17 protein-coding genes are annotated in these 15,303 nt (G+C 74.1%); 11 read left to right on the forward strand and 6 right to left on the reverse strand.

What is annotated here, in order from left to right; all coding sequences use genetic code 11:
• Positions 1–160 precede the first annotated feature (160 nt).
• Together O7622_RS03870 and O7622_RS03875 are read left to right on the forward strand one after the other, a co-directional pair.
• On the forward strand, positions 161–982 hold the full coding sequence (locus O7622_RS03870; protein WP_282311887.1) for an HAD family hydrolase: 822 nt from the start codon (positions 161–163) through the stop codon (positions 980–982).
• Positions 982–1,737, forward strand: coding sequence for an HAD family hydrolase (locus O7622_RS03875; protein WP_282311888.1), 756 nt, complete (start codon positions 982–984; stop codon positions 1,735–1,737). Before O7622_RS03870 ends, O7622_RS03875 begins: the two co-directional genes overlap by 1 nt.
• A 34-nt stretch (positions 1,738–1,771) precedes the next feature.
• Here the strand turns inward: O7622_RS03875 and O7622_RS03880 are convergent, their stop codons facing one another.
• On the reverse strand, positions 1,772–2,359 hold the full coding sequence (locus O7622_RS03880; RefSeq protein ID WP_282311889.1) for a bacterial proteasome activator family protein: 588 nt from the start codon (positions 2,357–2,359) through the stop codon (positions 1,772–1,774).
• A gap of 58 nt (positions 2,360–2,417) precedes the next feature.
• Between O7622_RS03880 and O7622_RS03885 the strand changes: the two genes are divergently transcribed.
• Both O7622_RS03885 and O7622_RS03890 read left to right on the forward strand, forming a co-directional pair.
• Positions 2,418–3,245, forward strand: a complete 828-nt coding sequence (locus O7622_RS03885) for an alpha/beta hydrolase (RefSeq protein WP_282311890.1) — start codon at positions 2,418–2,420, stop codon at positions 3,243–3,245.
• A 48-nt stretch (positions 3,246–3,293) separates the two neighbouring features.
• The gene (locus tag O7622_RS03890) at positions 3,294–4,514 is read left to right on the forward strand and encodes an ABC transporter substrate-binding protein (RefSeq protein WP_282311891.1); all 1,221 of its coding nucleotides are present in this window, start codon (positions 3,294–3,296) and stop codon (positions 4,512–4,514) included.
• A gap of 79 nt (positions 4,515–4,593) precedes the next feature.
• On the opposite strand, the gene ddaH is transcribed toward O7622_RS03890, so the two are convergent.
• Positions 4,594–5,427, reverse strand: a complete 834-nt coding sequence (ddaH, locus tag O7622_RS03895; protein WP_282311892.1) for a dimethylargininase — start codon at positions 5,425–5,427, stop codon at positions 4,594–4,596.
• A 59-nt stretch (positions 5,428–5,486) separates the two neighbouring features.
• Here ddaH and O7622_RS03900 point away from each other — a divergent pair, with 59 nt between their 5' ends.
• Positions 5,487–5,945: an Lrp/AsnC family transcriptional regulator gene (locus tag O7622_RS03900; RefSeq protein WP_026268389.1), complete on the forward strand. Its 459-nt coding sequence runs from the start codon at positions 5,487–5,489 to the stop codon at positions 5,943–5,945.
• Positions 5,946–6,006: 61 nt separating this feature from the next.
• Positions 6,007–6,963: a zinc-binding dehydrogenase gene (locus tag O7622_RS03905; protein WP_282311893.1), complete on the forward strand. Its 957-nt coding sequence runs from the start codon at positions 6,007–6,009 to the stop codon at positions 6,961–6,963.
• A gap of 7 nt (positions 6,964–6,970) precedes the next feature.
• Here the strand turns inward: O7622_RS03905 and O7622_RS03910 are convergent, their stop codons facing one another.
• The 3 genes from O7622_RS03910 to O7622_RS03920 all read right to left on the reverse strand — a co-directional run bounded on the left by O7622_RS03910 (position 6,971) and on the right by O7622_RS03920 (position 9,239).
• On the reverse strand, positions 6,971–8,152 hold the full coding sequence (locus tag O7622_RS03910) for a hypothetical protein (RefSeq protein WP_282311894.1): 1,182 nt from the start codon (positions 8,150–8,152) through the stop codon (positions 6,971–6,973).
• A 65-nt stretch (positions 8,153–8,217) separates the two neighbouring features.
• Complete coding sequence (locus tag O7622_RS03915; protein WP_013289326.1) at positions 8,218–8,475, reverse strand: DUF6457 domain-containing protein; 258 nt, start codon at positions 8,473–8,475, stop codon at positions 8,218–8,220.
• Positions 8,472–9,239 carry an NTP transferase domain-containing protein gene (locus O7622_RS03920; protein WP_282311895.1) on the reverse strand — a complete coding sequence of 256 codons (768 nt, stop codon included), beginning with the start codon at positions 9,237–9,239 and terminating at the stop codon, positions 8,472–8,474. The genes O7622_RS03915 and O7622_RS03920 overlap by 4 nt, the downstream gene beginning before the upstream one ends.
• Before the next feature lie 284 nt (positions 9,240–9,523).
• Here O7622_RS03920 and fdhD point away from each other — a divergent pair, with 284 nt between their 5' ends.
• On the forward strand, positions 9,524–10,378 hold the full coding sequence (gene fdhD, locus O7622_RS03925; protein WP_282311896.1) for a formate dehydrogenase accessory sulfurtransferase FdhD: 855 nt from the start codon (positions 9,524–9,526) through the stop codon (positions 10,376–10,378).
• A 46-nt stretch (positions 10,379–10,424) separates the two neighbouring features.
• On the opposite strand, the gene O7622_RS03930 is transcribed toward fdhD, so the two are convergent.
• A complete protein-coding gene (locus tag O7622_RS03930; protein ID WP_282311897.1) occupies positions 10,425–11,675 on the reverse strand; it encodes a DUF4192 domain-containing protein in 1,251 nt (416 codons plus the stop codon).
• A gap of 152 nt (positions 11,676–11,827) precedes the next feature.
• On the opposite strand from O7622_RS03930, the gene O7622_RS03935 reads away from it, so the two are divergent.
• From O7622_RS03935 to O7622_RS03950, 4 genes are read left to right on the forward strand one after another with little or no spacing between them, the layout of a single operon-like run.
• Positions 11,828–12,742: a fructosamine kinase family protein gene (locus tag O7622_RS03935; protein WP_282311898.1), complete on the forward strand. Its 915-nt coding sequence runs from the start codon at positions 11,828–11,830 to the stop codon at positions 12,740–12,742.
• On the forward strand, positions 12,739–13,755 hold the full coding sequence (gene moaA / locus O7622_RS03940; protein ID WP_282311899.1) for a GTP 3',8-cyclase MoaA: 1,017 nt from the start codon (positions 12,739–12,741) through the stop codon (positions 13,753–13,755). Before O7622_RS03935 ends, moaA begins: the two co-directional genes overlap by 4 nt.
• 2 nt (positions 13,756–13,757) lie before the next feature.
• Complete coding sequence (locus O7622_RS03945; protein WP_030499453.1) at positions 13,758–14,003, forward strand: MoaD/ThiS family protein; 246 nt, start codon at positions 13,758–13,760, stop codon at positions 14,001–14,003.
• Between the two features lie 11 nt (positions 14,004–14,014).
• Positions 14,015–15,286 carry a metallophosphoesterase gene (locus O7622_RS03950; RefSeq protein WP_282311900.1) on the forward strand — a complete coding sequence of 424 codons (1,272 nt, stop codon included), beginning with the start codon at positions 14,015–14,017 and terminating at the stop codon, positions 15,284–15,286.
• Positions 15,287–15,303: the final 17 nt, after the last annotated feature.

Here is a 15,303-nt window from a genome sequence, read left to right on the forward strand (position 1 = left end):
CCGGCAGCGCGTCCGGCGGCCACCGCAGCTTTGCCGCCGATTCGCCGGAAAGCCGTGGTTGCCGCCCGTTCCGCGAGATACGGTTGCTGCCCGCCGTCCCATGGTCGCGGCACCGAGGACCTGGTCGGCCGGCGTGACGGCGGCGGGCGAAGGAGGAACCATGACCCGCCCGGGACTGCCCAAGCTGATCGCCACCGACCTCGACGGCACGCTCGTCCGCAGCGACGAGACCGTCTCCGCGTACACCCATCGGGTGCTGGACCGGGTGCGGTCCGCCGGGATCCCGGTGGTCGGCGCGACCGGCCGCGGACCGCGCCTGACCGAACTCACCCGTAACGACATCCGGGCCGCCGACTTCCTGGTGATGGCCGGCGGCGGCCGGGTGGTGGACCAGAGCGACCCGGAGGGGCCCCTGGTGCTGCGGGACGAACGGCTGCCCGGCGAGGTGCTGGCCCGCATCCTCACCGACCTGGAGGCGGCGGTCGGCCCGCTCACGGTGATGGTCGAGGCGTCGGACGAGCACGACGCGCCGCTGTGGGGCGACTACCACCCGAGCTGGCCCTACCCGGACCGGTTCGAGGCGCGCAGCCGGGTCGAATGCCTGTCCTGCGACGTGATCAAGGCGTTCGCCCGGACCGCCGACCACCACGTGGACGAGCTGCTGACGGCCGCGCGGGCGATCGTGCCGCCGGACGTGGCCACGCTCACCCAGGCCGGGCTCGGCTTCGTCGAGATCTGCCCGCCCCGCACCGACAAGGCCAGCGGGCTCAGCGTCGTCGCCGAACGGCTCGGCGTGGACCCGGCCGACGTGCTGGTCTTCGGCGACCAGCCGAACGACCTGCCGATGTTCGACTGGGCGGGATGGGCGCGGGTGGCGGTGGCGAACGCCCACCCGGAGGTGCGCGCCGCGGCGGACGAGATCACCCTGCGCAACGACGACGACGGGGTCGCGGTCTACCTGGACCGGCTACTCTCCCGGTGATGGAAGATCCACCTCGGCTCGTCGCCTCCGACATCGACGGCACGCTGCTACGCGACGACCGGACGCTCAGCCCGCGTACCGCAGCGGTGCTGGCCCGCATCGCCGCCGCCGGCACCCCGGTGGTCCTGGTCACCGGCCGTCCGATCCGCTGGCTCCCCATGGTGTACGAGCAGCTCGCCGCGCCGCTGCCGGCGATCTGCGCCAACGGCGCCGTGGTGTACGACCCGGACGCCGACCAGGTGCTGCGGGCCGACCCGCTCGCCCCGGAACTGCTGGCGGAGGTGGCCCGGCGGCTGCGCGCCGAGGTGCACTACCCGCTGCGCTGGGACGCCGACCTCGACGCCATCCGGGCCGTCGAGTCGCCGGAGGAGTTGCTGGCCGCGCCCGCGGTGAAGCTGCTGGCGCGGGCCGGTGAGCAGGATCCGGACGTCTTCGTGCGGGTGGTGGCGGGCGCGCTGGAGGGGCTGGCTGAGGCGACCCACTCGTCGTACAGCGGGCTGATCGAGATCTCGGCCGCAGGCGTGACGAAGGCGGCCGGCCTGGCCTGGTACGCGGAGCGGCTCGGCGTCAACGAGCGGGACGTGGTGGCCTTCGGCGACATGCCCAACGACGTGCCGATGCTGGCCTGGGCCGGACGGGCGGTGGCCGTCGCCAACGCCCATCCGGCCGTACGGGAGATCGCACCCGAGGTCACCGGGCCGAACACCGAGGACGGCGTCGCCGCGTACCTGGAGAAGGTCTTCGAGCTGGACTGACCGGCCGGGGCGCGTGACACGCCCCGGCCGGCTGTCACAGGTACTGGCCGGGAGCGTGGCCCTCGCCGCCGGGCATCCCGGGCATGCCCGGCATCACGCCGCCCGGGCCGCTCGGCAGCGCCTGGCGGCCGGAACGCATCTGCTCCAGCTGGACGCGGGCGGCCATCTGCTGGGCCACCAGCGCGGCCTGGATGCCGTGGAACAGCCCTTCCAGCCAGCCCACCAGCTGGGCGTGCGCGATCCGCAGCTCGCCCTCGCTCGGCGCCTGCTGCTCGGTGAACGGCAGCGAGATCCGCTCCAGCTCCTCGCGCAGCTCGGGGGCGAGGCCCTCCTTCAACTCGACGATCGAGCGCTCGTGGATCTCCCGCATCCGGTGCCGGCTCGCGTCGTCGAGCGGCGCCGCCTTCACCTCCTCCAGCAGCTGCTTGATCATGCTGCCGATCCGCATCACCTTGGCCGGCTGCTCGACCAGACGGGTCGGGTCCTCGCCTTTGCCCTCGTCGGTCTGCACCGTGCCGACCGGGCGGCCGTCCGGCCCGACCACCACCACGGTGCCGGGGATGCCATCGTTGCCCTGTTCGTCGTCGTGTCCGGCGGAGTGCGCTTCGGTCATGGCACCCATCTTTACCCACGCCGACCATGTGCACGCGGCCGGACCTCCGGGACGCTACCGTCGCCGCATGCTCTCCGACCCGCGCGAGGTGCTGACCCGCCCGTCCCCGCCCCCGGATGCCACGGTCTCCTACGGCGACCACCCGGACCAGTGCGCCGACCTGCGCCTCCCGGCCGGCGACGGGCCGCCCCGGCCGCTCGTGGTCGTGGTGCACGGCGGCTTCTGGCGGGCGGAGTACGACAGGGCCCACACCGGCCCGATGGCGGCGGCGCTGGCCGCGCTCGGCCACCCGGTCGCGCAGATCGAGTACCGGCGGACCGGCCGGCCGGGCGGAGGCTGGCCGCACACGCTGACCGACGTCCGCGCCGGGATCGCCGCGCTGCCGGAACTCGCCGCCGCCGCGCTGCCCGGCCGGGTGGCGCCCGTACCGCCGATCCTGGTCGGTCACTCCGCGGGCGGGCACCTGGCCCTGTACGTGGCCGCGCACGCCCCGGAGACGGTCGGCGGGGTGCTCGCGCTGGCGCCGGTGGCCGACCTCGCGCAGGCGTACCGGCTGGACCTGGACGGCGGGGCGGTGGCCGCGCTGCTGGGCGGCGGCCCGGACGACGTGCCGGACCGGTACGCGGCAGTGGATCCATCGGCGTTGGTACCCATCCGATCACGTACAGTAGTCATTCACGGCGGTCAAGATGGCCAGGTCCCGATCGCTGCCAGCCGGTCCTGGGTGGCGGCGGACAGGGCCGCCGGAGGCGCTGCCACGCTCGTTGAGCTGCCCGAATGCGAGCATTTCGGACTGATCGCGCCGGACTCCACCGCATGGCCCCAGGTCGTCGAGGCGTTGCGGTCGCTTCACGATGATCTTCCGGGCATTGACGCAGCGTCGCCAAGCAGGTAGAACGCCGAAGGGGTGTGCACCATGGCCACCCCGTCGGGAAGGAAATCGGTGGCACAGATGAACCGCAGGCGGGCGCTGCAACTGCTGGCCGCGCTGGGTACCACCGGACTGGCGGCGGGTTGCGGATCCGGGGACGACACCGGGGAGCAGACCGGATCCGGCAGCCCGATCAAAGTCGGGCTGATCGTGCCCGGCAGCGGGGCGAACAAGGCCATCGGCGACGAGATCACCAACGGCTTCCAGCTCTTCCTCGGCATGCGCGGTCAGCAGATCGCCGGCCATCCGGTCACGCTCGTGACCGCCGAGGAGGGCGACACCGCCGCCACCGGCAAGGCCGCCGTCGACCGGCTGCTCAAGGAAGGCGTGCTCGCGCTCACCGGCGTGGTCAGCCCGACCGTGATGACCGGCATCAAGGACGCGGTCGAGGAGGCCCGGGTGCCCCTGCTGGGCTCCAACGCCTCCCCGGCGACGCTCCAGGGCGTCGTCTACATCTGGCGCACGTCGTACGTGCTGACCGAGCCCGGTGAGGCGCTCGGCGAGTACCTGCGCCAGAAGCTGGACGCGTCGAGCCGGATCGCCATCTTCGGCACCCGCGGCCCGGGCAGCCAGGACGTCATCGAAGGGCTGCGGCGCACGTACGAGCGGGGCCGCCGGCTCACCGAGGACCCGATCTTCACCGACGACGACCCCAACCCCTCCCGGTCGCTCTACTCCGGGCCGATCCGCAAGGCGCTCGGGCGCAACCCGGACGCGGTCTTCTGCCACTACTCCGGGGCGCAGGCCGTGCAGTTCGTCAAGCAGCTCTACGCCCAAGGCTACCGGGGGCCGATCTACGCCCCCGGATTCCTCACCGAGGGCACCGCGCTCGACCAGCTCGACGACGGGGAGAAGGGCCGCGAGCGCAAGCTGATCCAGACGTACGGCATCGAGACCGCGCTCAACTACTCGGCCGACCTCAACAACACCGCGAACCGGATCTTCGCCTCCGCGTACCGGAAGACGTTCAACTCGGCGCCCACCACGTACGCGATGGCCTCCTACGACGCCGCGCTGGTGCTGGACAAGGCGATCCGGCTGGCCGGGTCGAACCCTTCGCCGCAGCAGGTCAACCTGGCGCTCGGCAAGGTCGGCCAGGTGGACAGCCCGCGCGGCACCTGGCAGTTCAACCAGACCCGTACCCCGCAGCAGAAGTGGTATCTGCGCCGGGTGCAGACCGACGGCCGGTTGCTCTCCAACGTCGTGATCAACGAGCTGGCGACGCTGGGCTGACAGGCCCTCGTACACGCGCAAGGGCGGTCTCCCCACCGGGAGGCCGCCCTTCGCGCTTCGCGCCGTGGCGTGGCGTGGCTCAGTGCCGCAGCTCGGCGATGCAGCACTTCACGCTGCCACCGCCCTTCTTCAGCTCGGCCAGCTCCACCGGGACCGGGTGGTAGCCGGCCGCCTTCAGCTTGCCGGCGAGCCGGGTCGCCTCGCTGTTCAGCACCACGTTGAGCCCGTCGCTGACCAGGTTCAGGCCGAACGCCAGCGCGTCCTCGTCGTCCGCGACGATCGCGTCCGGGAAGAGCTGGGCCAGCACCCTCTGGCTGGCGGCGGAGAAGGCCCCCGGGTAGTAGACGACGTTCTCGTCGTCGATCGAGGCCAGCGCGACGTCGAGGTGGTAGAAGCGCGGGTCGACCAGGTGCAGCGAGACCACCGGCCGCCCGAGCGCCTCCTGCGCCTCGGCGTGCGCGGCCGGCTCGGTCCGGAAGCCGTACCCGGCGAGGATCAGGCCGCCGTGCGCCTCCGGCAGGTACGCGAAGTCGCCCTCACCCTCGTTCGTCTCGCTCGGCGCGATGAACCGCCAGCCCTGCTCCTCGTAGAACGTCCGGTGCGCGGCGGCCTCGGCGGACCGCTGCTCGTGCTTGAACCGGGCGCCGTAGACGGTGCCGTCGACCACGAAGGCGCCGTTGGCCGCGTAGACCATGTCCGGCAGGCCCGCCTCGGGAGTCAGCAGGTGCACCTCGTGGCCCAGCCCGACGAGCGTCTCCCGCAGCCGGTCCCACTGCTTGACGGCCAGGCCGGTGTCGACCGGCGTGGTCACGTCCATCCACGGGTTGATCGCGTACTCGACCGTGAAGTGTTCGGGCGAGCATATGAGATATGTCCGCTTTCGCGAGACGCGCTGCTGGTTCACGGTCACCAAGAGTAGGTACGGTACAACTTTGGTAACAGCCACAAGTGTTGCTTCCCGGGAGCGGAACGTTGCAGATAGACGCGGTTGACCAACGAATCATTGCGTTACTCGTCGCGGATGCTCGTGCCTCGTACGCGGACATCGGCAGCCGGGTGTCACTCTCCGCCCCCGCCGTCAAGCGACGCGTCGACCGCCTCCGATCCGCCGGGGTGATCAGGGGATTCACCGCCGTCGTCGACCCGGCCGCGGTCGGCTGGACCACCGAGGCGTTCGTCGAGCTGTTCTGCGCCGGCCGGACCACCCCGGCACAGATCGGCGCCGCCGCCCGCCGCCACCCCGAGGTGGTCGGCGCGTACACCGTCTCCGGCGAGGCGGACGCGCTCGTGCACCTGCGCGCCGCGGACATCGCCCACCTGGAGGAGGCGCTGGAACGGCTGCGCGCCGAGTCGTTCGTCACCTCGTCGCGCAGCACCATCGTGCTCTCCCGGCTGGTCGAGTCCCCCGGCGTCGGCCCGTCCACGCCTTGACCTCAACCTCGCTTCATGTCGTGCACTGACACCGGTGACCGGCGGAACGCGAGGGGGCGGTATGCGTGCGGTGTGGCTGCGGGAGTTCGGCGGACCGGAGGTGCTCATGCCGGGGACGGCACCCGACCCGGCACCCGGACCGGGCCAGGTGCTCGTCGGCGTGGCACACGCGAACATCACGTTCGTCGAGACGATGTTCCGGGCCAGCGGCTTCGGGCCGTTCGGCGCCGAACTGCCGGTGATCCCCGGTAACGGGGTCGGCGGCACTATCACCGCGCTGGGACCGGGTGCCGACCCGGCGCTCGCCGGCCGCGTCGTGGTCACCGCCACCGGCGGCACCGGCGGGTACGCCGAGCGCGTCGTGGTCGACCAGGGCGCGCCGGTCCCCGTACCCACGGGTCTGGCGCTCGACACGGCGGTGGCGCTGATGGCCGACGGCCGCACCGCCCTGATGCTGGCGCGGGCGGCCGGGCTGCGGCCGGGTGACCGGGTTCTGGTCGAGGCCGCGGCCGGTGGCGTCGGGTCGCTGCTCACGCAGCTGGCGGCGGCCGCCGGGGCGACGGTGGTGGGCGCCGCCGGCGGCTCCCGCAAGGTGGACGTGCTCCGCGCCGCCGGTCTCGACGTGGCCGTCGACTACCGGCAGGCGGGCTGGACCGACCGGGTCCGGGACGCCGTGGGCGCCGTCGACGTGGTGTTCGACGGCGTGGGCGGACCGCTCGCCCGGGAGGCGTTCGACCTGCTGGACCTCGGCGGGCGGATGGTCAGCTTCGGGTTGGCCGGCGGTGCCTGGGCGGACGTCCCCGCCGAGTCGGCAGCCGCACGCGGGGTGACGCTGCTGAGCCCCCGGCCCGGCCCCGACGAGCTGCGCGCCCTCACCGAGGCGGCGCTCGCCGAGGGCGCGGCCGGGCGGCTGCGACCGCTGATCGGGCAGCGCTTCCCGCTGGAACGGGCCGCCGCCGCGCACGCCGCGATCGAGGCCCGGGAAACCCTGGGCAAGACCCTGCTCGACGTACGCTGAGCAGCGCTCAGAGGTACATGCCGGTGCGGTGCTCCTCGGCCCGGGCGGGCTTGTCGCCCTCGCCGAAGAAGCGCTTGCCGCCGAACTCGCCGTGCAGGCGGTCGTCCAGCTCGTCGGCGAGACCGGTCATCACCTGCACCGCGAGCATCAGGTGGGTGGGCTGGAAGTTGCGGCCGAACACCGGGATCGAGGCCCACACCGTGTCGTCGGCGCAGTAGAGCCGGCCGATCGGCATCCGGTTGGTCAGCTCCGAGAGCTTCACGTAGAGACGCTCGGTCGGCTCGACCTCGGTCAGCACCGGCGAGAAGACGTCCACGAGCGGCGGGTTGTCGCGCACCCGGACGAAGACCATGGCCGAGCCGGCCCGGATGTTGATGTCACCGTCGGAGTCGACCTGGAGCTGGTCGGACGCGGACTTCAACATGGTCGACACGACAGTGCGGACCCGCTCCTCCAGGGCCAGCACGTCGTTCTCGCCCGACTGGGCGGCCGCCGCCGCGGCCAGCGCCTCGTCCAGGTCGGCCTCGACGTCGCGGTCCGGGCCGAACTCGCTGCGCGCGGTACCCAGCGGTTCCACTGGGAGCGCCTCGCCCTCGACGTCGTGCACCAGGTAGACGAGGAAGGCCGGGTGCGGGGCGCCGTAGACGTCCCGCAGCGTCCGGGACAGCACGGCGGCCAGCCGGGTCGCCTCGTCGGTGCCGCAGTCCAGCCCGAACTGCTCACCGGAACCCGGCACCACACCCGGCGGCGACCAGCCGAGCGCCACCATGTCGGCCACCGCCGCGCGGTCCAGCCGGTAGCCCTGCGGCAGCGTGGCGTTCCCGACCGCGCGAGCCGAGAGACGCCCCTCCTCGCCCGCGTCCACGCTCACCGAGTAGACGGCGTCCCCGGTGCCCGAGGCGGTCGGGTCGAGCGTGACCTCCAGGTGCCCGCCGGAGGGCAGCCCGCGCAGCCGGTCGGCGAGCGCCCGCGCGAACTCCCGCCAGGCCTCGGTGACCTTGGCCCGCAGATCAGCGGTGGTCGGCTCGTCGAGCAGGATCGACTCGTGGTGCTCCGGCGTACCGCCGGTGGCCTGGTGCGCCGGCGTAACGCCGGTGGCTCGATGCGCCGACGTCGCGCCGGTGGCGTGGTGCTCCGGCGCGCCGCCGGCAGGCTCGTCGACCGGCTCCGAGGGGTGGTCTGCCGTCATGATCGCCTCCGTCCGTTCCCGCCACCCTACCCAGGCGCGAAGGGGACCGAATCCCGCGCGAGGCACTAATCCTCAGGTGTGGAACCACCCAGGTCCACCGGCCAGGAACCGGCCAGCGCACTGAGCCGCTCGGCCGCCGCGGCCGGGTCCGCGCCGCGCCCCACCGCCAGCCCCAGCAGGTACGCGGTCACCGGCGCACCCGGCCGGACCACCTGGTGCGCCACGTCCCGGGCCACGTCGAGCACTGTCGGCACGGGCACCCCCGCCGGGTCCAGGTCCAGTTCGGCGCAGACCGCCGTGACCCAGTCGTCCAGCACCGTCATCTCGTCCACTCCTCCGCCTGGCGTACGTCCTCGTCAGTGTCGCAGTCGAACCACGGCGGCGGCCCCGAGCCGGACCAGGAGACCTCCCGTACGACGAGGCCGGTCAGCAGCCCGCGTACCGGCGCCCCGTCGAGCGAGCCGCCCCGCGTCGCGGCGAGCCGGTCGAGGGCGGCCCGCAGGGCCGGTACCCGCCAGATCGCGCAGAGGTGCTGGCGTCGCCCGTTCCCGTCCACCCAGCAGGCGAGCGCTGGTGTCCGTCCGTCGAGCACGTCGGGTCGGACGGCGGTCTGAGCGTCTGCCGGCCCGGCGGACGGGCCGTCGAGCGCGGGCGGCAGGTCGTCGCGCACGGGCGGCGGGTCGTCCCGCACCCGCGACGGGTCGTCCCGCACGGGCGGCGGGTCGTCGCGGGGGCGGTCGACGACCGGGGCGTCGAGCGCGCGTCGCAGCTCGGTCACCGCTGCGGCGGTGAGCAGCGGCAGGTCGGCGGCGAGCAGGGCGACAGTCGTCGTACCGGAATCGAGCAGCGCCAGCCCGGCCGCCGTGGCGGCCACCGGCCCGCCCCCGGGCGGCTCCTCCCGGGTGGTCCGGACTCCCTCGGGCACCGGGCCGGACGAACCGACCACGATCCGCTGGTCCGCGTCGGCAACGGCGGCCAGCACCCGGTGCAGCATCGACCGGCCGCCGACCGCGCGGGCCGGCTTGTCCACGCCACCCATCCGCCGGGCCGCGCCACCGGCGAGCACGATCGCCGCGTACCCCGTCACCGCCTCACAGTAGCCACAGCCACGACCGCCGCGTCCCGGCCCGGGCCGTCGCCCGGCGTTGTTCGGCGGTTTTCCGACGTTGATCGACTGCTTCTCGCCGGAGTGGTGGCATCCAAGGCCCTCCGACACCACCACTTCGCCGAACTGGTGGCGATCATCGGGCCTTGGTCGGCATTGGCCGGCCGGGGTGGGTGGGGGCGGCCGGGGGCCGGGGGCCGGGGTGGGTGGGGGCGGAAGAGCTGGGGCGATGTGTGGGCGGCGGGGCGCCCGGGGAGGATGGCGACATGGGACGGGCGACGGATCGGCGTGGTGTGCTGCGGATCGACCTCGACGCGGCCGGGCACGGCCGGGGGCGGATCCGGCGGCAGGACACCCTCGCCGTGGAGGAGCCGCTGGAGATCCGCGTCGGCACGGCCGGCCCGGGCCGGCGCCGGCCGCTGGCGGTGACGATGCGTACGCCCGGCGACGATCTGGACCTGGCGATCGGCTTCCTGCTCACCGAGGGGCTGATCCGGTCGGCGGAGGACGTGCACACCGCGCAGCTCTGCGCCGGGGCGGAGACCCCGAACACGTACAACGTGGTCGACGTGGTGCTCTCGCCCGGTGTGCCGGAGCCCGTCACCGACCCGTCGCGCAACTTCTACACCACCAGCTCGTGCGGCGTGTGCGGCAAGGCGAGCATCGACTCGGTGCGCACCCGCTCGCAGTTCGCGGTGCGGGACGACCCACTGGTGGTCACCGCCGACCTGCTGGCCGGGCTGCCGGACCGGCTGCGCGCCGCGCAGCGCGCCTTCGATCGCACCGGCGGCCTGCACGCCGCCGGCCTGTTCACCCCCGCCGGGGAGCTTGTCGTGCTGCGCGAGGACGTCGGGCGGCACAACGCGGTGGACAAGGTGCTCGGCTGGGCCACCCGGGAAGGGCTGCTGCCGCTGACCGGGCACGTGCTGCTGGTCTCCGGACGGGCCAGCTTCGAACTGACTCAGAAGGCGTGGATGGCGGGCGTGCCGCTGCTCGCGGCGGTGTCCGCGCCGAGCACGCTCGCGGTCGAGCTGGCCGAGGAGGCCGGGATGACGCTGGTCGGCTTCCTGCGCGGGCCGACCATGAACGTCTACACCGGCGCGGCGCGCGTCGGCGGCTGACGGCACCGGCATCGCGAACGTGGCCGGCCGGCAGGCGCGTGAGCGCTCACCCGCGTGGACGGCGTCGGCGGCGCCGCAGCACCGCGCCGTCGTTCGAACCGCCCCGGCCGCCCCGGCCGTCCAGCGCGGACGGGGCGACGCCGCGCCGGAGCACCTCGTCGAGCAGCACCGCGAGCGAGTAGCCGGGGTGGGCGGACAACACCCGTTCCAGGGCGACAGCGGCCAGTGCCCCGTGCCCCGAGCGCCAGGCGGCGAATGCGAGCAGGCAGCCCGGCGCGGCGATCAGATCCGGCTCGGCGCGTCGCAGCACGTCCGTCCAGAGGCTGATGTCCTCGTCCCGGCCGTCGGTGCGGGACCAGGCGTGATCGCGTACCGCGACGTGGGCGAGGAGCACTGTCAGCCAGGCCACCTCGTCGTCGTCCAGCCGCTCACCGCGCCGCTGCCGGCGGAACGCGGCGCGCACAGCGGCCGTGCCCGCCGTCCGCACGGCCCGCGGCTCCCCACCCGGTCCGGCACCGACGTCCGCAACCGGCGACCGCCCGTCCGACCCGGGACTGTCTGCCGAGACCAGCGGCTCCCCGCCCGGCCCGGGACCGTCGGCCGAAACCGGGGAGGCCCCGCCCGGCCGGGAGCCGTCGTCCGGAACCGAGGACTCCGCGTGCGGCCCGGAGCCGTCGGCCGGCACGCCGCCTACCGGGCTTTCCGCCGACGGTGCGGACTGCCGTCCGGTGAGCGCGGCCAGGCGGAGGCGGGCCCGACCGGTGGCCCGGCGCATGGCGAGCCGGACCGGCCCGTCGAGCGGGGACACCTGCGCCGCGAGCGCGGCCCGGTCGGGCAGCGCGACCTGACCGGCGAACACAGCCGCCGCGCTGACCTGGCTGGCGGCCGGGTCGTACGGGGTGCCCTCGGGCGGGCAGCAGGACGGCTCGACGCAGAGGTACGAGAACCAGCGGCCCTCGGTGACCCGCAGCGCGTCGAGCACCTCCAGCCCGGCGGCGGTCAGCGCGTCGCCGATCGCGTCCACGACGCCTGTCACCCGGGCGGCCGGACCGTAGCCGACGACAGTGGCGGCGTCGGCGTCCTGCCGGGCCACCACCTGCATCAGGTGCCGGGCCGCCGGACCGGGGTCGGCACCCGGCGCGGGCAGGTCGCCACGGGCGGCGAAGACGACGTGGCGGCCGCGTACCGCAACCACCACCACGCTGTCGGCGGGATGGAAGCCGAGCAGGTAGGGCACGGCCGCGACCATGTCGGCCGGCGAGCGGACGGAGAGGCGCGCTGGCTCGGTGGAGTTCATGCCGGGAGCATGGGCGGTCGCGCGTCACCGCGTCCGCCCCTGTGGACGACACGCGGTCCGTCCACAGATACGGAGCGTATCGGTCCAGGTCAGCGGCGACCGGCGGTGCCGCTCGGCAAACGGATGTCCGGGGTACCGGCTACCTTGCGCACATGGACCTGGCGTACCTGCGGGCACACCCGGAGCACCTGCCGACCTTCCTGACCCACCAGCGGATCCGGGAGACCCCGGTCTCCGGCGGTGGCATCTGCGCCGCCTCCCGGCTGACGCTCGACGACGGGCACTCGGTGTTCGCCAAGACCTGGCCGGAACGGGCCGCGCGGCCGCTGCCGGAGGGCTTCTTCGCCACCGAGGCGGCCGGGCTGCGCTGGCTGCGCGAGGCCGGCCCGGTGCCCGTACCGGATGTGCTCGTCGCGTTGCCCGGCCTGCTGGCGCTCGACTGGGTGGAGCCCGGCGAGCCGACGCCGGAGGCCGCGGAGGCGTTCGGCCGCGACCTGGCCGGGCTGCACCACGCCGGGGCGCCCGCGTTCGGCGCGGACTGGAAGGGGTTCATCGGCGCGCTGCCACAGGACAACACGCCCGACCCCGGCCCCTGGCCGGACTGGTTCGCCCGTCGCCGCCTGCTGCCCTACCTGCGCATGTCGGTCGACGGCGGCGCGCTCGACGGCGCCGGGGCGGCGCTCGTCGAGCAGGTCGTCGAGCGGATCGGCGAGTTCGGCGGTGACGAGCAGCCGGCCCGGCTGCACAGCGATCTCTGGCCCGGCAACCTGCTCTGGGGTGCCGACGGCCGGGTCTGGCTGGTCGACCCGGCCGCGCACGGCGGCCACCGCGAGACCGACCTGGCGCAGCTCGCGCTGTTCGGCGGTCCGCCGCACCTGGACCGGATCACGGCCGCCTACCGGGAGGCGTGGCCGCTCGCCGACGGGTGGCGGGAACGTGTACCGCTGCACCAGTTGCATCTGCTGCTCGTGCACACCGCGACCTTCGGCGCGGCGTACGCGGACGTGGTCCGCTCCACCGCCCGGGCCGCCCTCCGGGGGCCCGACCGCGCTACGGTCGACCGATGAGCACCCCCCGGACGACGACCGACGGCGTCCTCGCCGACCGGTACGGCCGTGTCGCCCGGGACCTGCGGGTCTCGCTCACCGACAAGTGCAACCTGCGCTGCACCTACTGCATGCCGGCGGAGGGCCTGCCCTGGCTGTCCGGTCCGCAACTGCTCACCGACGACGAGATCGTCCGGCTGGTGGGTGTCGCGGTGACCCGGCTCGGCATCACCGAGGTGCGCTTCACCGGCGGTGAGCCGCTCATCCGGCCGGGCCTGCCCGGCATCGTGGCGGCGGTCGCCGCGCTCACGCCCCGGCCGCGCATCTCGCTGACCACCAACGGCATCGGCCTGGCCCGCATGGCACCGGCGCTGCGTGCCGCCGGGCTGGACCGCGTCAACGTCTCGCTCGACACGCTGGACCGGGACCGGTTCACCGCGCTGACCCGCCGTGACCGGCTCGCCGACGTGCTCGCCGGGCTGGCCGGGGCCGCGGAAGCCGGGCTGACCCCGGTGAAGATCAACTCGGTGCTCATGCGCGGCACGAACGACGACGAGGCGCCCGCGCTGCTCCGGTTCGCGCTCGCGCACGGCTACGAGCTGCGGTTCATCGAGCAGATGCCGCTCGACGCCCAGCACGGCTGGGACCGCTCGACCATGGTCACCGCCGACGAGATCCTGGCCTCCCTGCACGCCGCGTTCGCGTTGACGCCGGACCCGTCCGAGCGCGGTGCGGCACCGGCCGAGACGTGGCTGGTGGACGGCGGGCCGGCCCGGGTCGGGGTGATCGCCAGCGTGACCCGGCCGTTCTGCGGCGACTGCGACCGCACCCGGCTCACCGCCGACGGCCAGGTGCGCAACTGCCTGTTCGCCACCGAGGAGTCGGACCTGCGCGGCGCGTTGCGCGCCGGCGCGGACGACGAGGAGCTGGTTCGCCGCTGGCGCGCCGCGATGTGGGCCAAGCGGCCCGGGCACGGCATCGACGACCCGGCGTTCCTCCAGCCCGCCCGCTCGATGTCGGCCATCGGAGGCTGAGGGTGGAGCTCACAGTCCGCTACTTCGCCGGTGCCCGCGCGGCCGCCGGACGCCCCGAGGAGACCGCATCCGCGGGCCGGTCCCTGGACGAACTCCTCGATGAACTGGCCGCCCGGCACGGCGAACGCCTCGCGGTGGTGCTGAAGGCGGCGAGTTTCCTGGTCGACGGCGTGGCCTGTCATGATCGACGGGCACTGTTGCCGGCCGGGGTGACGGTGGACGTGCTGCCGCCCTTCGCGGGCGGCTGAGGGGGGCGCACGTGCTGGCCATTGCGACATTCCTGGGCTTCGTCGTGCTCGTGATCGGCCTGATCCACTTCTACCTGTGGAAGCGGCTGGTCCGGGACACCACGCGCCCCGGGCGGTGGCGCCGGGCCGGTGGAGTGACGATCGCGGCGCTGGCGGTGCTCGTACCGGTGACCATGGCCGGCACCCGCGGCGGCTGGTACTGGCTGGCCTGGCCCGGTTACGTCTGGGTCGCGCTCATGTTCTACCTGCTGGTGCTGCTGCTGGTGCTCGAAGTGCCGACCGCCGTGGTCCGGCTCGTGCTGCGCCGGCGGGCCCGCTCGGCGGTCGCCGCCGGCCCGGGGCCGGAGCCCGCACTCGTCGGCGCGGCGACGGCGGAGGGTGCGACGCCGCCGCCCGTCGACAGCACCGACGCGCCGCCCGCCGGCACCGACGCGCCGGACCACGATCCCTCCCGGCGGCTGCTGCTCGCACGCGGGGCGGCGATCTTCGCCGGGCTCACCGCCGCCGGTGTCACCGGGTACGGCGTCCGCACCGCGATGGGTCCGCCGCAGCTCGACCGGGTGCAGATCCCGCTGGCCAAGCTGCCCCGCAGCATGGACGGACTGCGCATCGCCACCGTCTCCGACATCCACCTCGGGCCGTTGCGCGGTCGGGCGCACACCGAGCGGATCGTCGCGATGATCAACCGGATGGACGCCGACCTGGTCGCGGTGGTCGGTGACCTGGTCGACGGCACGGTGGCCGAGCTTGGCTCCGCCGCTGAGCCGCTGCGTGGCCTGCGGTCCCGGTACGGCAGCTTCTTCGTCACCGGCAACCACGAATACTACTCGGGCGTCGAGGAGTGGGTCCGCGAGGTCGACCGGCTCGGCCTGCGGGTGCTCCAGAACGAGCGGCAGGAGATCCAGGCCCGGGGCGGCGTGCTTGACCTCGCCGGTGTGAACGACGTGAGCGCCGCCGGCACCGGGGTGGCCGCACCCGCCGACTACGCCGCCGCTCTCGGCGACCGCGACCCGAGCCGGCCGGTGGTGTTGCTGGCACACCAGCCGGTGGCCGCACAGGAGGCGGCGACGTTCGGCGTCGACCTCCAGCTGTCCGGACACACCCACGGCGGCCAGATGGTGCCGTTCAACCTGGCGGTGAAGCTCGAACAGCCGGTGGTCTCCGGTCTCGGCGAGATCGACGGCACGAAGGTCTACGTCACGAACGGCGCCGGCTTCTGGGGCCCGCCGGTGCGGGTGGGCGCGCCTCCCCAGGTGACGCTCGTCGAGCTGCGCTCTCAATAGCGTGCATGAGCCGCCGA

Source organism: Micromonospora sp. WMMD1076, from assembly GCF_029581475.1.
Classification (GTDB): domain Bacteria; phylum Actinomycetota; class Actinomycetes; order Mycobacteriales; family Micromonosporaceae; genus Micromonospora; species Micromonospora aurantiaca.